18 protein-coding genes are annotated in these 19552 nt (G+C 42.3%); 3 read left to right on the top strand and 15 right to left on the bottom strand.

All coding sequences use genetic code 11. The annotated features are described in order from the left end of the window. Window positions 1-201 precede the first annotated feature (201 nt). Together V7K62_RS12305 and V7K62_RS12300 are read left to right on the top strand one after the other, a co-directional pair. A complete protein-coding gene (locus V7K62_RS12305) occupies window positions 202-1143 on the top strand; it encodes a glycosyltransferase family 2 protein (protein ID WP_334864211.1) in 942 nt (313 codons plus the stop codon). Between the two features lie 213 nt (window positions 1144-1356). After that, on the top strand, window positions 1357-2313 hold the full coding sequence (locus V7K62_RS12300) for a tetratricopeptide repeat protein (RefSeq protein ID WP_334864207.1): 957 nt from the start codon (window positions 1357-1359) through the stop codon (window positions 2311-2313). Window positions 2314-2361: 48 nt separating this feature from the next. Here the strand turns inward: V7K62_RS12300 and recG are convergent, their stop codons facing one another. The 7 genes from recG to V7K62_RS12265 form a co-directional block, all read right to left on the bottom strand. Beyond that, window positions 2362-4857, bottom strand: coding sequence for an ATP-dependent DNA helicase RecG (recG, locus tag V7K62_RS12295; RefSeq protein WP_334864205.1), 2496 nt, complete (start codon window positions 4855-4857; stop codon window positions 2362-2364). A 91-nt stretch (window positions 4858-4948) separates the two neighbouring features. Then, window positions 4949-5839, bottom strand: a complete 891-nt coding sequence (locus V7K62_RS12290) for a hypothetical protein (protein WP_334864203.1) — start codon at window positions 5837-5839, stop codon at window positions 4949-4951. Window positions 5840-6051: 212 nt separating this feature from the next. After that, on the bottom strand, window positions 6052-6996 hold the full coding sequence (gene tsf, locus V7K62_RS12285; protein WP_334864201.1) for a translation elongation factor Ts: 945 nt from the start codon (window positions 6994-6996) through the stop codon (window positions 6052-6054). A 224-nt stretch (window positions 6997-7220) separates the two neighbouring features. Next, window positions 7221-8015 (bottom strand): 30S ribosomal protein S2, encoded by a 795-nt coding sequence (gene rpsB, locus V7K62_RS12280; protein ID WP_334864199.1) that lies wholly within the window; start codon window positions 8013-8015, stop codon window positions 7221-7223. 223 nt (window positions 8016-8238) lie between these two features. Beyond that, window positions 8239-8406, bottom strand: coding sequence for a hypothetical protein (locus V7K62_RS12275; RefSeq protein ID WP_181930943.1), 168 nt, complete (start codon window positions 8404-8406; stop codon window positions 8239-8241). A gap of 515 nt (window positions 8407-8921) precedes the next feature. Then, window positions 8922-9641, bottom strand: a complete 720-nt coding sequence (locus V7K62_RS12270; protein ID WP_334864198.1) for a Uma2 family endonuclease — start codon at window positions 9639-9641, stop codon at window positions 8922-8924. 50 nt (window positions 9642-9691) lie between these two features. Further along, window positions 9692-10489: an HAD family hydrolase gene (locus V7K62_RS12265; protein WP_334864197.1), complete on the bottom strand. Its 798-nt coding sequence runs from the start codon at window positions 10487-10489 to the stop codon at window positions 9692-9694. 104 nt (window positions 10490-10593) lie between these two features. Here V7K62_RS12265 and V7K62_RS12260 point away from each other — a divergent pair, with 104 nt between their 5' ends. Then, window positions 10594-11418: a hypothetical protein gene (locus V7K62_RS12260; protein ID WP_334864422.1), complete on the top strand. Its 825-nt coding sequence runs from the start codon at window positions 10594-10596 to the stop codon at window positions 11416-11418. 58 nt (window positions 11419-11476) lie between these two features. Here V7K62_RS12260 and V7K62_RS12255 read toward each other — a convergent pair whose 3' ends face one another. The 8 genes from V7K62_RS12255 to rcbX form a co-directional block, all read right to left on the bottom strand. Further along, entirely contained in the window at window positions 11477-12187 is a 711-nt protein-coding gene (locus tag V7K62_RS12255; protein WP_334864196.1) for a DevA family ABC transporter ATP-binding protein, read from the bottom strand. Window positions 12188-12312: 125 nt separating this feature from the next. Next, window positions 12313-13467, bottom strand: a complete 1155-nt coding sequence (gene devC / locus V7K62_RS12250) for an ABC transporter permease DevC (RefSeq protein ID WP_334864195.1) — start codon at window positions 13465-13467, stop codon at window positions 12313-12315. A gap of 131 nt (window positions 13468-13598) precedes the next feature. Further along, window positions 13599-15023, bottom strand: coding sequence for an HlyD family efflux transporter periplasmic adaptor subunit (locus tag V7K62_RS12245; RefSeq protein ID WP_334864194.1), 1425 nt, complete (start codon window positions 15021-15023; stop codon window positions 13599-13601). A gap of 848 nt (window positions 15024-15871) precedes the next feature. After that, complete coding sequence (locus tag V7K62_RS12240; RefSeq protein ID WP_334836523.1) at window positions 15872-16609, bottom strand: phycocyanobilin:ferredoxin oxidoreductase; 738 nt, start codon at window positions 16607-16609, stop codon at window positions 15872-15874. A 449-nt stretch (window positions 16610-17058) separates the two neighbouring features. Next, window positions 17059-17652, bottom strand: a complete 594-nt coding sequence (locus V7K62_RS12235) for a Maf family protein (RefSeq protein WP_334864193.1) — start codon at window positions 17650-17652, stop codon at window positions 17059-17061. Window positions 17653-17762: 110 nt separating this feature from the next. Further along, window positions 17763-18308 carry a photosystem II reaction center PsbP gene (gene psbP / locus V7K62_RS12230; RefSeq protein ID WP_334864192.1) on the bottom strand — a complete coding sequence of 182 codons (546 nt, stop codon included), beginning with the start codon at window positions 18306-18308 and terminating at the stop codon, window positions 17763-17765. Between the two features lie 393 nt (window positions 18309-18701). Beyond that, complete coding sequence (locus tag V7K62_RS12225; protein WP_334864191.1) at window positions 18702-19040, bottom strand: ribulose bisphosphate carboxylase small subunit; 339 nt, start codon at window positions 19038-19040, stop codon at window positions 18702-18704. A 46-nt stretch (window positions 19041-19086) separates the two neighbouring features. Beyond that, on the bottom strand, window positions 19087-19494 hold the full coding sequence (rcbX, locus tag V7K62_RS12220; protein ID WP_334864190.1) for a RuBisCO chaperone RbcX: 408 nt from the start codon (window positions 19492-19494) through the stop codon (window positions 19087-19089). Window positions 19495-19552 lie beyond the last annotated feature (58 nt).

Here is a 19552-nt window from a genome sequence, read left to right as displayed (position 1 = left end):
AACTGAACTACTTGGTTTTTAGGGATAAATCTGACTACTTCATTATTTAGTTTATTTGTCAATAATTAAGATTAGGTTATATTTTAGTTAACTAAAAACTATTTCCTCTGACATTTTCTTAACCAGAATCAGCTAAGGAACAGTGTCAGCGCCCCATCTGTCCTATCCTGAAGATGGGTAAATAGTGTTGTGGGTGAGAATGTGTTTTTCAGCGTTGTGATACCGACTTATAATCGCCAACCGATTTTAGAAAAGTGCCTCCGCGCCTTGGAGTTGCAGGAGTTGAGTCAGCCAAGTTCGGTTACTGATTACGAGATTGTCTTGATAGATGATGGTTCTACTGATGGCACATTGGAGTGGTTAGCAGCACACAAAGAAGAGTTTCCCCATGTGCGCTGGTTTCAGCAAGATCATGCTGGGCCAGCTGCGGCGCGGAATTTGGGAGTAGAGAAGGCGCAGGGAGACACAATTATCTTTATTGATAGCGATTTAGTGGTGCTGAAGAATTTCCTGCAAGCTCATGCTAACGCGTTAGTGCAGGGGAAAGAGAAATTGGGGAGCGATCGCTTTTTCACTTACGGTGCAGTTATTAATACTTGTAATTTCGACAATCCAACGGCTGAACCTTACAAAGTCACAGATTTTTCAGCAGCTTTTTTTGCTACAGGAAATGTAGCAATTCCCAAACATTGGTTAGATCAAGCGGGACTTTTTGATACTAGTTTTCAACTCTATGGCTGGGAAGATTTAGAATTAGGTGTGCGGCTAAAAAAACTAGGTTTAACACTAATTAAATGTCCAGAAGCCGTAGGATATCACTGGCATCCAGCATTTAAATTAGAGCAAATTCCCCGATTGATTGACCAAGAAATTCAACGCGGACGTATGGGAGTTTTATTTTATCAAAAGCATCCCACATGGGAAGTACGAATGATGATTCAAATGACTTGGCTGCATCGCTTACTTTGGGGGATTTTGTCACTCAATGGTTCGCTAAATGAACGGACAATGGCTCCATTATTGCAATGGCTAATTAACTTAGGTAAACCGCAATTGGCTTTAGAAATTGCTCGAATTTTTCTCAACTGGTACAACGTGAAGGGCGTTTATGAAGCCCATGCTGAAATGCAGCAAACATCTTGATTTAAAGACCTTTGGGAAGTACCACCGTGTAATCAACCTGTTAAAAGTTTGTTAGTCATGTCGCGCATCTCAACTCAATACCTGATTTTCTGATAGTGAACGAACTGGCAGGATTTACTACCGGATAAACTCAAATAGGAATGTTTAAAATATTATTATTCCTCCTGAATACAATTACAAGTCCTACCAAATTTAAACTGGGACTAAATAGAGATGAATAAGCACGATAAAAACCTGATTCAAAAGGGAATCCTAATCATAGGAGTGACTATTGCATTCAATGGGCTACCCAAAAGTGTCTATGCTCATTCACTAAAAATACTTATTGCTCAAAATAGCGGTTCTGACTTCTTAGACCAAGAAATAGACAAGGAAAGCGACTTGTTCTTCCAAGGAGTACAGAAGTTTAACCAACATGACTATAGAGGTGCTATTACAGATTTTAATCAGGCAATTCGATTAAATCCGAATAATGCCCAACCCTACTACAACCGTGGTCTTGCCCGCTCTCAGTTGGGAGATCATACTGGAGCAATTTCTGATTATAATCAAGCCCTGCGATTAAATTCTAAGTTTACCGATGCCTATAGCGACCGAGGTTGGGAATATTACGAACTGGGCAATTACAAACAAGCTATCTCCGACTACAATCAGGCTATGGAAATCGCTCCTAAGTATGGTCGTTCTTACTACCATCGGGGTATTGTCTACGCGGCACAAGGAAACTACAAGCAAAGTATTGCTGATTACAATAAAGCTATCGAATTAGGAAGCTATCCCCTCAGTTGGCCCTACTATAATCGTGGTCTTGCCCGTTCTAGGTTGGGAGACTTGAAAGGAGCGATTGAAGATTACAACCAAGCTTTACGAGAAGACCCTAACTACATCGAAGCCTATCTTAGTCGAGGTCAGACTCTTGCACATCTAGGAAAACTCCAGGCAGCGCTCATTGATATTAACCAAGTGATTCGGCTTAAATCTAACTTACCCGAAGCGTACTACAGCCGTGGTGTTCTTCGCTTTCTCTTAGAAGATAACAAAGAAGGAGCAATGGCAGATTTACAGCAAGCTGCTGACCTGTTTCTTATGCAAGGGAAGAAACAGAAGCATCAAATGGTAATAGACACAATCAAAAACCTAAAGAATATCTTTCGCAGCAGGCGCATATAAAAGTTAGGAATGCATAGTCAGTTTCTCTCTTAAACTAACTGAGATATATTATGTCAAAATCGCCCCACCCATCAATCGCTCATACCGATATTTCAACTCTTCTTTCATCAAATGCCAACGCTCTAAAGTTGCATCCATCTCTATAATTTTCTCCGCTGCTTGCCGCGCTAAAAGTAAAACTTCCTCATCCTCAACCAAACTCGCTAACGTAAAATCTGGCACTCCCGATTGACGAGTTCCCAGTACTTGCCCTGGCCCACGAAAACGCATATCCATTTCAGAAATGAAAAAGCCATCCTGAGATTGTTCTAACACCTTCAACCTTTGTTGAGCATCAGGACTTCTGGAACTGCTCATCAACAGACAATAAGACTGAGCCGCACCACGACCGACACGCCCCCGCAGTTGGTGCAGTTGTGATAAGCCAAATCGCTCGGCATTTTCAATGAGCATTACTGTAGCATTCGGTACGTCTACACCAACCTCAATAACGGTAGTCGAAACCAAAATTTGCGTTTGGTTATCACGGAATTTGGTAATCGCTTCATCCTTATCCGCTGAACTCATGCGACCATGTAGCAGCCCCACTTGAAAGTCAGGAAAAACACTTTCTTGTAGCTTTTGATGCTCCTCCACAGCCGATCGCAGATCCAGTTTTTCTGATTCTTCCACTAATGGCAAAACCACGTAAACTTGTCTACCTTGGGCAATTTCTCGGCGGATGAGGTCGTAAGCATGGTTGCGTTGCTGACCTGACAATACTGTTGTCTGAATCTTTTGCCGTCCTGGTGGTAACTCATCAATTTGGCTGACATCCAAATCTCCGTGTATCGTCAGTGCTAAGGTTCTGGGAATCGGGGTAGCTGTCATAGTTAACACATGGGGTTGTTCGCCTTTTTGCTGCAAACGCGCCCGTTGTTCTACCCCAAAACGATGCTGTTCATCTATCACCACTAACCCCAGTTGCTGGAAGTTTACAGAGTCTTGAATCAAGGCATGGGTTCCCACTAATAGAGGTAATTCACCAGTTGCTAACTGAGAATGTATTTGTCTTCGTTTCGCAGTTTTAGTAGAACCTGTCAGTAATTCCACTGGTAAATGCAGTAGATTAAACCAACTAACTAACTTGCGATAATGTTGTTCTGCCAAAACTTCTGTGGGAGCCATTAGCGCCGCTTGGTAGCCGGATTGAATTGCTGCGAGGATAGCCAGCACGGCGACAACTGTTTTACCAGAACCGACATCCCCTTGCACTAAACGATTCATCGGCACAGGTTTCTGCAAGTCGTTGAGGATGTCGTTGAGAACTCGTTGCTGTGCGCCAGTCAGTTGAAAAGGCAGTATTTCGTGGAATTTCTCCACAAGTTGACCTCGTGGGACAAGGATGGCGCTAGTTTGAATCGCTCTTGCTTGCTGTTGACGTTGCAGTAACCCAAGTTGTAGGTAGAAAAATTCGTCAAAGACTAGGCGACGACGGGCAACTTGTAGGATGGCGCTATCGCTGGGAAAATGGATATTAGCGATCGCATCTTTCAATTCCATCAAACCATACTTCTGTCGCAAACCACTTGGCAAGGGGTCTTTCATCTGAGCCGCAGCAGGCAAAGCCGCAATTACCGCCTGTCGTACTGTATTCGCCACCACACCCTCAGTCAGTCCATAAATTGGCACCACCCGCCCAATATTCAGCGACTCAATCGTATCTCCGGGATTTGCCAAAACCTCTAATTCTGGATTATCCAGTGTCAAGCCGTATTTACTTTCTTTCACCAACCCACACGCCGCCAAAATACTACCTACTGCATAACGGCGTTTTAAACTTTCTTGCCAAGCGCGACTGCTAAAGCGCGTACCTGCGTAAAAACGACCAATTTTGATTTGACCGCTGTTATCTTTGACTATCAGTTCTAAAATTGATAATTTCTGATTTTTGGGGCTAGTAAAGCAGTTGCAACGCTTGACTGTAGCCACTATTGTCACTGTCTCGCCCGCCTGTAACTCCCGGATATTTACCTGACGTGCATAATCGATGTGGTCACGGGGATAGTAGAAAAGCAAGTCGCGGACGGTGTGTAAACCAAGCCGTGCCAAATTACCAGCTTTTTTGAAGCCTATTTCTGGTAAATCACTGAGTTTTTGCTCAATGTTCGGTGCAAGCCTCCGACTTAACTCAGAGATGATTTTAGATTTTGGGTCGCACGCAACTGGGATTTTGGATTGATAAATTCTCCCTTGCTCCTCTACTCCTTTGCTTCCCTGCTCCCCTTGCTCCTCTTGCTGTAGTTGGGAGAGATATCTACGAGTCTCTGCTACTAAGTGTTGTCTTTCTTTCGCTGCTAGATGTGGATAACTAGCAAATTGCACCGCTAATCCTTGCCAACGGCGGCGTTCAGTTTGGGGTAAGCCTGTTGGGAATTTGCCCAAAGTAAGGCTCAGAAATTCACTGAAGCGGTATTGTTTACCTACCAAGTCTGTAAAGCCACGTTCGGCTTCTATTTCCAAAGCTTTCTGCAATCGTATCCAATCTGGCTTTTCATTAATCATTAGTCAGCAGAGTGAGGAGTTAGAAGTGAGAAGTGAGGAGTTAGGAGTTAGGAATAAATAACTCATAACTCATAATTCATAACTCATAACTTTATTCAAACCAACTGGCACGCCATGCAGCTTCAGCTTCAGCAATTGCCTTTTCTCGATGTTTCTTTTGATACTCTCGTCCTAGCTTGTTTAGCTGAACTAAAATACTACGGATTTGCCTGCGCTCAGAAGAGAGTGTCACATCAGCAAATTCAATTTCTCCTAGCCGTAGGTTAATAGCCATAATTTGTGTCAGTCCAGAATCTTCTGACTGCTGCTCATTTTCAATTTCAATTACTAAGTTTAATAAGTTGGGTGGCCCTGGCATTACCTCGCCAGATGCTTCTGATGCCGCCGCTGCCGCTGCTGCTAAAATCGGTTCTGGTAATTTTTTAGGTAATACCCCAGCTTTTTGTAATAAAAGATTAGCATCATGCGAAAGTTTTTTCAGTACCTCTTGCGTGACCTCTTCTAATTTCTGTTGCCATTTTGCTAGTTCTATAGGACTAGAGGTATCGGGCGTAAGAGGCTCAGGGATAGATGTGCCCAGGGTAATAGGAGATGAGGAAGCTGTTACTCTCCCATCTTCCCCATCTCCCTCATCTTCCTCATCTTCCTCATCTTCCTCATTTTCCTCATCTCCCTCATCTTCCCCTGCTTCCCCTGTTTCCTCACTTTTAATATAAATGAGCAATTGTTCAGCTGCCAGTTGACCCAACTTGCGGATGGCTTGTTGCAATTGTTGGCGCTGATTCAATGACAAATGCAGAAAGTTTTCGGGATACCCTTGGGTACAGAGGTGGTAACTCGCGAGAATCAACTGTTTTCGTACAGCTAGGCCCAAGGTGTTTAGATAACTAGCATAAGCGCTTTGTAGTTCAACTGCGATCGCGCGGATCGCTTCTTCCAGTGTTGCAATATCCCGTTCAATTCGTTCGATTGCTCTTGCCATATCTTTTCGTTCTTGCCCATCTGAACCATTACATAGTACAAATGTACAAATTTATTTTAGGATAACTTTCTAGAGGATTTTAGATTTTAAATTAAATGCGATATTTCGCGTCTTTACTAAATAAAATACAGGTCAGGCTATTTGCTTGACCTGTTTTGTAAAGAGTCATTAGTCATTTTTCCTTGGTAAAGACTAATGACCAATGACCAATATTACTTGCTGCCCATTTGTGCAGCGACTTCATCAGCAAAGCTAATTTCTTGCTTTTCAATGCCTTCGCCCAGTATATAGCGGACAAAGCGGGTAACTTGAATCTCTCCGCCTAATTGCGCCTTCACTTGCTTTATCAAGTCTTCCACGGAAATACTCTGATCGCGAATGTAAGGCTGATCGAGCAAAGTCAATTCTTTCAAACGTTTTTCAATCCGTCCCTGAACAATCTTTTCTTTGATGTTATCTGGCTTGTTCGCCAAATCATCTTTGCCCATTTCGATGTCTTTTTCCTTTTGGGCAATTTCGCTAGGGATTTGGTCTACGCTCACATACTCCACATTGGGACAAGCCGCAACTTGCATTGCAGTGTTCCGTGCCAAGGTTTGGAACTCTGGATTAGTAGCTACTGACTCAGTTTGGGAAGCTAGTTCTACCAATACACCAACTCGACCGCCAGTGTGAATGTAGCTGTCTACTATACCTTGTGTGCCTTCTGCTAAGGGAAAGTTGACAAAGCGGCGCACTTGGATGTTTTCACCAAGGGTGGCAATGCTTTGCTTGATAAATTCTTCTACAGTCGCACTTTCATTATCAGCATAGGGTTGAGCCAACAAAGACTCAACACTATCAGCAGTAGCTGCTTGCTTTGCTAGATTCTTAACTAAAGCTTTAAAAGCCTCGTTACGAGCAACAAAATCAGTTTGACAGTTGACTTCTATGAGTACACCTACTCGACCACCAGGCTGAATGTAAGTGTCTACTAGACCTTCTGCCGCAATGCGATCGCTTTTTGCCCCCGCCTTAGAGATGCCCTTTTTCCGTAGCCAGTCTGCGGCTTCTTCTACGTTGCCTTCAGTCTCTATCAGCGCCTTTTTGCAGTCCATCATGCCGGCACCAGTTTTTTGGCGTAGCTCTTGGACGAGTTTTGCAGATATTTCCGCCATGTTGCCTCAATTCCTAACTTGACCTTGAGTTGTAATCACTCACCTAATTTAGTACTGAGTGCTGAGTTTTGAGTGTTCAGTTATCAATTTTATTCTTCATTGACAAATCACAACTTACAACTTCAAAAATCAAGACTCAGCACTATCAAAATTGCTGAGTCTTTCTATCTTACTCAGCACGGGCTAAACCCTAGCTATCCGCTAACAGCACTCTTGACTCAGCACTATTGTTCTGTTTCCTCGTCGGGAATTACGGCGTCAGTATATTCGCTTTCTTCGTAGTCTTCGTCATACTCACCGCCTTCGTAATCTTCGTCATACTCTTCAGCATCCAGCTGACCGTGACGACCTTCATAAATGGCATCTGCCAATTTTCCGACTATCAGCTTAATTGACCTGATAGCATCGTCGTTTGCTGGGATGGGGATATCTACTACATCTGGGTCACAGTTTGTATCCAGCATAGACACAATCGGAATATTCAGCTTTTGGCATTCTTGAACTGCGTTATATTCCCGCCGTTGGTCTACAATTACCACGATATCGGGCACTTTCCGCATTGTTTTAATGCCACCCAAGTATTTCTGAAGCTTGGTCATTTCCCGACGCAGCATTGAGGCTTCTTTCTTCGGTAATAAATCTAGTGCGCCAGTTTCTTCACGGCGTTCTAAATCTTTCAGACGGTCTACCCGGGTTTTGATGGTTGCCCAGTTGGTCAACATTCCGCCCAACCAGCGTTGGTTAATGTAGTGGGAACCACAACGGGTGGCTTCTTGGGCAATAATTCCAGCTGCTTGCCGCTTAGTACCGACGAAAAGAAATTTCTTCCCTTGTTCTGCGTGCGATCGCATGTAGTTGTAAGCATTATCCATCAACTGGGCAGTTTGCACCAAGTCGATAATATGTACACCATTGCGGGAAGTGTAAATGTAAGGAGACATTTTTGGGTTCCAACGCCGGGTCTGATGCCCAAAGTGAACCCCTGACTCCATCATTTGAGCCAATGAAACGACTGGCATATATTTTTCAACTCCGATTCGGGTTAAACCTCCATCCAAGTGTATTTCCCAATTGAGAAACACCCGAATTCTTAGATGTGCGAGATTAGTTAACCATACTAGGTTAGCATATTCCGAAGAGTTGTAGTTGCTTGACAGAGTGAGGGCGAAAAAATAGCGTCGCCCACTCAACAATTGGGCAACGCTATGCTTGTACTAATGAAAATCTTGCTATTTTAAACATCTACTCGCGGTCTTCTTGATCTTTGGGCTTGGGTTTTTGTCGCCGTTGTTCCACCTGCTCGTCGATAGTTTCTCTCATTTTGCGATCGGCTGCGTCCATCGCAGAATACTTAAAGCGGTTGATTATGCCACTGAACAAGTTGCCAAAAAATCTTTCAATTTCTTGCATAATTTTATACCTCAGTATTTAAAGGTAAATTCTTGACTTTACATTGGTCTTGGACTTTTTAGTGGAAGTTGGAAATAAAACGCTAATCTGTCCTTGAAGTATCTGTTAGTCTCTGGGTGCTTAAAGGGCTGGCGGTTTATTTATCCTTTGATTCAGTAGACCTCTTGCAAAAGTCCCTAACACCCCACCCCTCGCCGCAAGCGCGGAGGGGAGACAAAGCATAGCTTTGGCGGGGTGAGGTTCTTATTTTTGATTTATATAACAGGTCTAGTTTTGCTTGAGAATGACTGTATAAAACAGTCTCATCAATCAAATCAGTATTGTTGAGACTTAGGAGATTGAAACGCCTTGGACGTTTATATATTGTATTCTGTCTAAGGTAATAAATGTAGCAAAGACACAGGTAACAAATTGTCTACTTGTTTGTAACAATTTTCCGATTTCACAGTCATTTACTCATTAGTGTCTTTGGTGCGATGTATACGACGAACTGTTGGGTGATGCAACTTATAGAATTACTGAATAGTATCGGGATCTACATTGAGCGATCGCAACCTTGCTTTTAACTGTTCTATCTGCAATTCTGCCTGTTCTGCTCGTTGGCGTTCTTGTTCTAGCAGTTCTTCTGCTTGTTGTCTTGCTAAAACTTCCTGCCCTAAAGCCTCTGCCAGTTCATTGGGGATCAGTAATTTTTCCCCCGTATCCTCTCGATAAAACCCAATTAACCTTCCCTCAACCACCAAACGCAGTTGTAACGGTTCACTACGTCCATCTTGTATAGATTCGTAGATTTCTCCCCGCAGGCGATAGCCACGTAACCGTTGTTGCACCCACTCGCCTTTAGGGTCAAATAGCCAGTATTCCTTGACACCTAGCTGCTCATAGAGGGTCTTTTTGAAGATTTCGTCTTGTCCCTTTGTCCCAAAGGATGTCATTTCAAAAATAACTGTGGGTACTTGACCCTCTTCCCAAACTTTATAGTTGTCCCGACCGCCAGGTGCAACATCAAAAATCACCATCACATCTGGGGCTACCCGCAACTTGGGAAAGCCCTGTGCATAGTAAAGAAATTGATTTCCCAATACTGTTGCCTGACGATTTGCCAGATACTGTTTCAGGACTTCTAAGGTAGTTAGTAACGCATAAAGGTGGTCGTAGGTTTCTGCCACTGGTTGACCATCAGCACTGGGGTAGAAGATTTCTGATTCGACACTAACAGGTAAAGTAGCCGTCATGGTTTTAAACTCAGTGCTACGAGATTATTGTAGAACAACTCTACTTCTCTCTAACTTGAGATGTGCAAGCTTTTCAAAATATAACTAGATAACTCACAAAATCCTTCCCCTTCGGCAGCAGTGGTAATGTAAGCAGGATGATATTTCAACTGATTCACATATTCCAGCACATTCGCCACGCCTACAGAAACAGGAAAATAACGCCGATCAAATAAACTTTCGTCATTGGGACTATCGCCCACAGTCACAATTTGTTCTGATGAGTACTGGGGCAAATATTCGCGCAATACCTGCAACAATCCCACAGCTTTATCTTGCCCTTGGGGTTTAATGTGACACTGCACATTGCTATAAGTAAATCCCCAACCCATTTGTTGACAGAGATTATCTAGGGTTTGTAGTTCGTCTTCACGCAAATCAGCTACATCAAAAGTCCAGTCGGTGATGCGAAAGCAATTATCAGTAGATTCTTGAATTTGGGGAAATTTAGTTTGTAAATTCTCAAAAGTCATAGCCAAGTGCTGGCGATGTTGAGCTAAATCGGGAATGAGTGTTAAGACTACTGGTTTCTGGTTTCCAGGTGGAAAGTACAAACCACCATTTTCTGCGATCGCACCTGCCACTGGCATCAAACTACTCAATCCACTCACCCACCCAGCCGAACGTCCGGTGACAATTAGCACCTTAATGTCAGCTGCGGCTAAATCTTCTAAAGCTTGCAGCAGTGCAGGAGTAAATTTTCCTCGTCTAGTCAGGGTGCCATCCATATCTGTGGCTATCAGACGAATCTTACTCAGGCAAATAGATGAAATCTCAGACAGGGCAGAGAGGCTCAAATGTCTGGACATATACGGTTTGTAAAATGCTGTAAAAAATATCAATGATACAGCAAGATGGCACTGAATATTTGGGCATCCTAAACATCAGGAGTCAAGTTTTTCAGTTTCCCACCATGTCCACTTCAATGTTTCTTGCCCAATCCTCTGGGAAAAAGGCTACTAAAAAGGCATCCCAGGAAGTGCCAGCAAGTAATCCTCAAATACCACCATTATTGTTGGTAACTTCTGGAGGACTGGCTTTAGTGGTGATTGCTTTGATTGTGTATATTAAACTCCAGAAGGATAAGCTGGATAAAAAACTTAAGTTTGAACAATTCCGGGCGCGAGAATTAGAGAAAAAGTTTAAGCTGGCGCTGGAAACAATTCGCAAAATGGAAACTAATCCCGATTTGGTCAACTCACGGGACTTTAACCTGGATTATCTGCGAATGCGGATGTCAGAGGAGGTGTTTCATTTTGCAATTCTTAATCAAATAAAGATTCAGATTAAAGAAAAAATTTCTCAAGCCCTGCGTCCAAATCAAGCCCAACAAGGATCGGTTGGAATTGCTAATAGTGCTGGACGGCAAGTAGATGAAACTTTTGATGTCGAGTACGAAACTGGTAGTCCAGGAAATTCTGCGAAACGAGTGCTGTTTCGCATTCAAGTTCGGTTAATGAAGTTACCGACGCAAGCAACTTCTGCGACTATTAGTCAAATTATTGATTGTATAGAAACTTATTTAAGCCCTATAGAAGACGAAGATAGTTGGCAACCAATAATTCAAGGCCGGATTGCGACTATGCATTGGGATCAAAAGGCTAAACCTACGCCTCTACTGGTGCTGGAACAATCAAATGAAGGCGTAAATGTAACTTTTCGTACTACTCGCCAACCAAATACCCCAACTCCGCCAAAGTCAACTGGAATTAAAAAATCAGGTTCGGCTAGACAATAAATTATGGCTGTCATTGGTCATTGGTCATTCACAAAGGACAAATGACTAATGACTAAAATTATGACTGAATAGCTGTATTGGGGGAATTACGGGTTAAAAGACCATCTTCCATTTCTACGATGCGATCGGCTATATCTAAAATGCGGTTGTCGTGTGTGACTAATAAGATAGTAGTTCCCTGATTTTTGGCTAGACTCTGCATTATTTCCACAACATCGCGTCCTGATTGTTTGTCTAATGCGGCTGTTGGTTCGTCTGCTAGTACCAGTGGGGGATGGTTCACCAAGGCGCGGGCGATCGCAATTCTTTGTTTTTGTCCACCAGAAAGATTGTCTGGGTAGTAATCAACTCGTTCTTCTAGACCAACAGATCCTAGCATGGCTTTTGATTTAGCCACTGCTTCTGTTTGAGAAATATTATCGTTCAATTCTACCGCCATTTGCACATTTTGCTTTGCTGTCAAGAACCCTAGCAAATTGTGAGCTTGGAAAATATAACCAATGTTGCGTCGCATCTGCACTAATTTGTTTTGACTGACGCCAACGAGTTCTTCACCTAAAAATTTTAAACTTCCCTCTTGTACAGACCGCAAACCACCAATTAAGCTCAGTAATGTTGTTTTACCTGAACCTGATGGGCCGGTCATAATTACAATTTCACCAGAATAAATTTCTAGGTTGATGTCAAATAATATCTGTTTTCTCAGTGCGCCTTTGCCATAGTAGTGATTGAGATTTTTAATGGCGATTACAGGTTCTTTTTCCATCATATTTTTGTTAGTTATAAATTAGCAGTTCCCCAATTTCACTGTCGTGACTATCAGAAATTAAATTTGCTTATTTATGATTATAAGTCAAACTTATAATTAATATCTTTTAATTAATCTTGAATTAATTAAAAGATATCTGCTGGATCGGCAGAGCGTAATTTTCTAACTGCGATCGCACCGGAAATAATACACATCATTATCGTCAAAAACAACACCATTACAGCCCGATCGAAACTCATAAAAACTGGTAAAAGTGTTGCATCTCTGGCACTCTTGTACATAAATAAAGCAAAAACTATTCCAGGGAAATATCCTAAAATTGCTAACAATAAAGCCTCTTGAAGAATCACAGTTAATAAATAGTTTTGTGTATAGCCTATTGCCTTGAGGGTAGCATATTCAGCTAAGTGATCTGCAACTTCTGTATAAAGAATTTGATAAACAATCACAGTCCCGACAATGAAACCCATAACAGTCCCTAATGTGAAAATAAACCCAATTGCTGTACTATTTGCCCAATAATTCCGCTCAAAATCAATAAATTCTTGCTTAGTTAAAACATTTACTTCATTAGGTAAATACTTTCGTAATTCTTGGGCGACAACTTTAGCATCTGCTCCCGGCTTTAATCTAATTAGCCCAATATCAATTAATCCTTTTTGACGATTATTGAATATCCGCAGAAAGTTTATATCACTCGTAATTAAATTACCATCTGCGCCAAATGATGCACCTAATGTAAATAGTCCTTCTACTTTAATTCGCCGCCTTCGCACTTCTGCTGTTACGGTCTTTCCTTGCTCATAATTAGTAGCAATTGGGCCATACTCTACCCTAGAAGAACGGTCAAATAGAACTACATCAGGTAGTTTCAGTTTATCTAAATTCTCCTGAACTCCAGGTAAGTTAACTAGGTTAGTTTCTGGGTTCATTCCATATATCAGGATACTCCGAGGACGGCCTGTTACAGGATTTTTCCAGATTGTAAAGTCTAAATATATCGGATGTACTGATTGGACTGCGGGTAATTCTAAAGCTTTATATAACCGTCGTTGAGAAAAGCTTCTCATCGCCAGTACAGCGCTAGATTGACTGTTAATTAAAACAATATCGCCTTGCAAGCTGTTATGGAATCGAACGTTACTATAATAGAGAGCATCCCGAAAGCCGAGTTGCATAAACATTAAAATATCAGCGAAAGCAATTCCTGCTAAAGCCACAGCTAGGCGAGTTTTTTCTCTTGTCAGTTGTAGCCACGACAGAGGTATTTTTTGATTCATTTTAAATCCATTCAATGAGGCTCGGATCTAATTTATAGAATGTTTAAAATTGATTAAACAAACTATTTAAAAATATTCCCAATCCAAAATATCAAATTTTTAATTGGTATTGCTGCTCACCGACAACTTAATTAGTTATTAATATCGACAACAACTTTGGCGTAAGTTAAACCAGAAACTTTCGGGCTATCTTCTGGAGACAGAGCAATTTTCACTTCTACGACTCTGGCATCCACATCTGCTGCTGGATCTGTATTCAGCACATCTTTTTTACCAATTTTTCTGCCAATTTCAGTGACAGTTCCCTTTAATTCGCCGCTAAATGCGCCGTTATCACTGGTGATAGTAGCATTTTGACCAATACGCACTTTACCAATGCTGTCTTCAGCGACTTCAGCAATCACAAACATTTGGCTGGTTTGGCCAATTTCAGCAATGCCATTTGCACCGATCGCTTCGCCCGATTTGGTGTAAACTTTTAAAATCTCTCCAGCGATTGGTGCTTGAACGTAGCTTAACCTTAGTTCTGCTTCGGCTTTTCTGACATTTGCGATCGCATTACTAACTTGGGCTTGCGCTACTTGCACATCGGTAGGACTAACATCTAAAATTCTGCTTAGTTTGGCCTTTTCTTCATCGATTTGTCTTTGCAAAGTTGCTAAAGTTTTATCACGGTTAACTTTAGCTTCGATTAGCTGCTGTTGCAAAGTTGCTAAATTTTGTATTTGGGTTGCTCTGGCTTCGGCAACTTGCTGTCGTAGAGTTGCCAATGTCTGCTTTCGCGTAGCTTGGCTTTCAGCAACCTGTTGATTAGAAGTTACTGCACTCAGGCGTCTACTATCCCGCTCTTGCTGAGAAATCGCACCTTCTCGGTATAAATAATCATAGCGTCCGGCATCGACTTGGGCATTGCGCTGTTGGGCTTGAATACGTGTAAGCGTTGCTCTCAGAGCTTCTTTTTGCCCACTGAGTTCAGCTTCTAGGCGATTTACTGTTGCTTGTTGGACAAGTTTATCACCACTTAACTGAGCTGCAATCCGGGCGATCGTTGCTTGTTGACCATCCCTTTCCCCAAGTAACTGCGCTTGTAGGCGAGCAATAACTGCTCTTTGGGCTTGAATATCTCTGGGAGATCCAGCCCTGACTTGCGCTAAATTCGCACTGGCTTCTTGAACTTTCGCTTTTGCCTCTTGTAGTCCGGCTATTTGGGTATCGCGGTTGTCCAAAATTGCCACAATTTGACCTTGCTTTACCTGTTCACCCTCTCTCACCAGAAGTTGCTGAATTCGTGACGATGGTGCTAATCCTGATGATGGGGCGGACAATTTAACAACTTCGCCTCGCGGTTCCAAACGCCCGACAGCACTAATGCTATTGGTAGATGGCATTACGGGCGCGGATGTAGTTAGTTTTCTTAACTGCTCGATTTTAGCCGTACCTAGTATCCCAGCAGCGATTACTATTGGCACGGCTACAGCGATACCCCACCAAATCTTAGGTTGTTCATGATTCAGTGTCTGCTCACTTGGGTTTGGCTTTTCAGTCACCCTTGACATAGTATGTTGCCCATTTACCTGAATTGTGCTGATGGAAGTAAAAATAAAAGGGTTTTTAATCAACAGCCAGCTGTTAGGACAAACAACAGTGGTTAAAAGCTGGGTATGGCTTAAAATCCATTGTGTGATGAACGTTCAACACTATGGCTTTACAAAATGGTGTTTATTTCTATGCAATACACTTTGACCTCACTTCTATTTCTCTCTCCTAAAAGGAGAAAGACTTTGAATTTTCCCCCTTCTCGACACGGGAAGGGGCTGGGGTCAGGTCTGTATTGAAACCCAGAAGCGCTATAGTAGCTGTCTATTCAATAACTCTGAGTATCATTGAGACATGAGTGCAATGGGAGTTAGCAGAATTCACAAGCAGTATGAATCTAGATATAAAGACGCGATATATCGCGCCTCTACACAAAATCCTAAATTGGTATGATGCGGTACTTTACTGCTACATTCACTACGGCTATAGTTAGTCAACAAAATTGAAAAGAAACATCAAAAATAGACTGTTACCTTTTTTGGACACAATCTTGCTACAAAAGTTAGTCTTCCTTAAGTGAATCAACGATTAACTAACTAAAAAATGTCTGTCAACTTGAGCATTCTTAACATTAGAGTTTCCTTAACTTTCTGGTCAATGAGTTAGCTGTCTCTAGTTGCTTGCACCTACCAAGACAACAAACCATTTTGTGATATTCGCTTCAAAGACCTTGCTATTCTCCCTGTTGCTGTTTTGGGCACTCCATTAAACTCTCGTTGAATGAATTCTACATTTATCCCTTAACTGAAAACGTAACAGAGCCTACAGATGGGGGAGATGGGGGAGATCAGGGAGATCGAGGGGATGATTAAGTTGGGAGATCGAATAAAACTGTGGTCATATAATTTTCTGCCCAAGCTGGGCCAAAGGCTTTTTCTAGTACGCGGCGGGTTTTATCGTTTTGCTGCTGTTTGGTGCAGTAGTTGTGTTGTCCGGCGAGATTTTGCGTGACTTGTTCAACCGAAACAGGATGTGAAGCGATCGCTTGGGTGCAATGAATGTCTAAAAATTCTCGCACCCGCGACAGAAACATTGTTTCTTCTTCTGGGGAACTGGGGCGGACAAAGATACAAAAATCTGAAAAAATATTTCCCCATTCAGGTAACTCACGGGGTTGAGAAAAGTTAAGCACTGTTAACTGTGTCAGTGCAGAAGTATAAGATTCTGGTAAGGTGCGTTCTACTTGGATAGGAGAAAGGTCTGCGATCGCTGCACTAATTTGACCTCTACCCCCAACTAAATCACAACCAAACATCGGCAGGTTGTATTCTGGACGGGGAAACATGACACAGTGCAAAATATCCAGCATATTTCCGATTTTTGCCAGTTCCAAGTGCATTTTCCGAAACTGGGGCGTTTGATAGCAGCGGTTTTCAATCGTCAGTTTTTCGCCTTCTAATCTACCTTCCACATACCCCAACTCATTAGGCAAATGGTAGGGCGATAGATCCAGGTGCTGATGCCAAGCTGCCTCAATACAATCAGCTAGCTGACGAATTAGGGGATGTTGTTGCTCACGCAGCGAGGGCATAGAAGTAAATGACATATTCTAGTTGGGAATGCGATCTAGTGGCCAGTCTACAACCTGTCGTGCCATACCTGCTCTGGACTGCAATATAAGCAAACACTTACTGACCTGCCAGCAAGAAATATTGACCCGCGATCGCATAACATTGACCTGCAATTCAATTGTATCGACTTACAATCGCATAACATCGACCTGCAATTCAATTGCATCGACTTACAATCGCATAACATCGACCTGCAATTCAATTGCATCGACTTACAATCGCATAACATCGACCTGCAATTCAATTGTATCGACTTACAATCGCATAACATCGACCTGCAATTCAATTGTATCGACTTACAATCACATAACATCGACCTGCAATTCAATTGTATCGACTTACAATCACATAACATCGACCTGCAATTCAATTGCATCGACCTGCAAAAATTAACTCATGTTTTCCCCTTACCTATGACAAAAGACTATTGCCAGAAATCAGTAACATCATATCCCAATTCCCCTAGCATCTGCCGCAGCAGGGGTAAACTGAGTCCAATTACATTGCTATGACAGCCTGCAATTTTTTCCACGAAGAAACTACCAAAACCCTCAATGGCAAAGGCTCCAGCACACTTGAGGGGTTCACCTGTGGCAACATAAGCTGCAATGGCGCGATCGCTCATTTGGGCAAAGTAAACTCTTGTAACTTGAGACTTGACTAAAGTACGGTTTTGGTATGTATCAATTAAGGCGTGACCTGTGTACAAGTCGCCAAAGTTACCTTGCATTATCTGCCAACGGGCGATCGCTTCCGAGATATCTGCTGGTTTGCCGTAAATTTCACCATTCATCGACAAAACGGAATCACAACCCATAATCAAAGCCGATTCAAACTGCGGGGCTACAGTTTGTGCTTTGTAGTCGGCAAGAGTTTTGACTAATTCTGCTGGATCACTTAGTTCAATTTGCGACTCATCAAAGTCACTAGGTCGAACTATCGGTTCAATACCAACAGTTTGCAGCAAGCGGTGTCGAGCTGGGGAGGCTGAGGCAAGTACAAAAGGTGGAATTTTCATGAGATTTCTGACAAACTTGGTAATTGGGTATTGGCCAATTCAATTTTAGATTTTGAATTAAATTTCAATCTAAAATCCAAAATCTAAAATCTAAAATTCTTACTCCCCAATTAATAGACAGAAAAAGAATTGACAACCTCATCAATCATTCGTTTAACTCTCTGCCAGCGTTTCTCAGGAATTGAGGCGTTGAAGGTAAAAAGTTTACCACGGCTAACAGCGACACTGGCAATGTTGTGTCGTTGCTGTTGATTGGGGAGTTTAACTTCGTACTCTAAAAGGTAGTATGTTTTACCGTCTACTTCTCGCTGTCCGGCATTGACTAATTCAGCCGAACGACCAGAGTCAGGAGGCGCAAGAGCTGCTTTTCCTAATTTATATCCTACTTCTGTTGGGGTTCCCAATTCTGACAAAGTTTTGCCTTCTGGAACTGGGCTAATTACAACCGAAATATTTTCAGACACCTCAATCAAATCGTGGAAAACCACATCTGGGCCATCGGCAACTTTAACTGGCAGCCAGCCGTTAGGATATAAAAACTGATAGCCATCACTACTGTCTACAAAGCTTTTGAGTCCAGCCGCAGCCGCAACATCAGAATTACTTAGACTGAAGCTCAACACCAATAACAAAATTAATACAATTCGTTTCCACATTTATACAGATTCCTTTGGGCTGGAGATAACACCATCCAATGCATCATTTATCGTCTTTAATTCTCCCACCAACTGGGACGCTTCGGATAATGCATTAGATGGTGAGGTATAAATGCCCAAATGTCGGCAAATACTTACTGAACTACTTGGGTTCACCTCTAATCGTAATTTTGTATAGTCTTAATGGTCTGCTAGTCGCCCTAACGCTCTCCTCTTCTATTACTCTGTTAAAAAACATAGAGGCAGACAGAGAATAACTCCGTGCCCCTGGCGAAGCGCCTATGCGTAAACCTCTGCGTCCCTCTGCGTTTAAAAACAAATCTAGTAAATAGGAGAGGCAGATAATTCTACCTCTCCTATGGGGATAAACCAATTACTTAAAGCTTGCTAGCTTTAGTATTTGTTGGGTTTGTTGGGTTTGTGAACAAGAAAGCTGAGAATTTGGCACTGCTTGATGTTGTCAAAACCCACAACCCGGATATAGCTGGTGTTGAATTGAGAACGGCATCCTTGGACTTCGCTCAATACTTCTTGAGTGGATTTAGCACCGAACAAAGGCAACTTCCACATTGTCCAATATAATTCTGTTGGCTCAGAAGTTTCGTTAAACTCGATCGCTGGAATGTAACCTTGATTCAAAATGTACTGGATTTGCTTGGCAATTTGAGCATCAGTCAGAGGTGGGAGATAAGAAAGGGTTTCGTAACGACGCTCTTTTGGTAAAGTTTGCATAGCTTTTGATAATGGGTTGCGATTTTTTACTACTAGGTTGACCGAACTAATTGGATAAGTTATCCAAATTCTGATCTGAAGTTGCTTGCTGTTCTGGTTGCAGACTGGGGTTAGATGTGTCTATCCGTGTGATGCGTTCTAAATGCTGGCGACGCTGTTCCATGTTGGCTTGCTGAATGCCAGTGCGAACCATTTCCGGTAAAAATTCGGCAATTTCTTCGGCAATGTGTTCTCTGACAGTCATGATTCGCAAAGCCAAATCTGGTTTTTCTCGCAACAGTTGTTCAATGTATGACTCACCATTCTGAATTTTGCCAGACGAAAAGTTATGCAACCAAAGTTCTAATGGCGGATTCGTTTCGCCTAGCTGTGCCAATACTGTCCTTAGAGCCTGATAAGTCAGATAGCTTTGGAGAGTTTTGGCTGTGTCCTTCGCAATTTGCTTAAGATTCATGCTTGACCCCAGCCCTAAAGAGTTATGAATTATGAGTTATGAGTTATGAATTAATCCA

Origin of the sequence: Nostoc sp., assembly GCF_036917935.1 — a bacterium.
Lineage (GTDB): Bacteria > Cyanobacteriota > Cyanobacteriia > Cyanobacteriales > Nostocaceae > Nostoc.
This window is presented reverse-complemented; position numbering and strand designations above follow the sequence as displayed.